General features: G+C 44.6%; 1 protein-coding gene. It reads right to left on the minus strand.

Annotated elements, in window-relative coordinates:
* Positions 1–163: 163 nt before the first annotated feature.
* Complete coding sequence (locus tag DXA54_RS28065; protein ID WP_005868746.1) at positions 164–562, minus strand: single-stranded DNA-binding protein; 399 nt, start codon at positions 560–562, stop codon at positions 164–166.
* Positions 563–574: the final 12 nt, after the last annotated feature.

The following is a 574-nucleotide window of genomic DNA, read 5'->3' on the forward strand; positions in this document are numbered from 1 at the left end:
TCTTTTCTGGTTTGCCCATAATCAGCCGCATAGCGGATGACTACGGGCAAACCGGGAATGAGAACAGTCATTCCGATGAAGGGGAGGGTGGGGAAGAATACTGCGTGAACGCAAAAACACTCTCGGATATGTAGCAAAAAAAAGCGGCACTAGGCCGCTTCAATCATTTGCTTGCTTTTTTCTTTTTAGAGACAGCCTTCTGTTTAGGCTGATCCGGTTTTTCTTCTTCTTTTTCCGGAGCCGGATAAAACTTGGTGGCTACCATCACAATGCGGTTACGCTTCTCCCCACTTTTAGAATCCGTCCATTCTTCCGGCTTAAAGTAGCCTTCAACGGTTATCAGCTCACCTTTTTTCAATACATCGAAGGAATCCAGTGCTTCATTCTTTCTCCAGGCTTCAATCCCCATGAAAGCGGAAACATAAGAGGTTTCTTCACCTGTCTTGTCTGCACGGCTGACCGCGATAGAAAAGCGTGCTACGCTTGCTGTTTCAAAACTACGGATTTCTGCATCCTTACCGATAAAACCTGTTACTGCGAATGAATTTTCAATCTTTTTCATATCTCTGATTTT

Origin of the sequence: Bacteroides sp. OF03-11BH (assembly GCF_003604005.1) — a bacterium.
In the GTDB taxonomy this organism is placed as follows: Bacteria; Bacteroidota; Bacteroidia; order Bacteroidales; family Bacteroidaceae; genus Bacteroides; species Bacteroides ovatus.

What these genes read in the sequence shown, in the direction of transcription:
- DXA54_RS28065 (WP_005868746.1), bottom strand. Translation starts at nt 562, where the DNA reads ATGAAAAAGATTGAAAATTCATTCGCAGTAACAGGTTTTATCGGTAAG.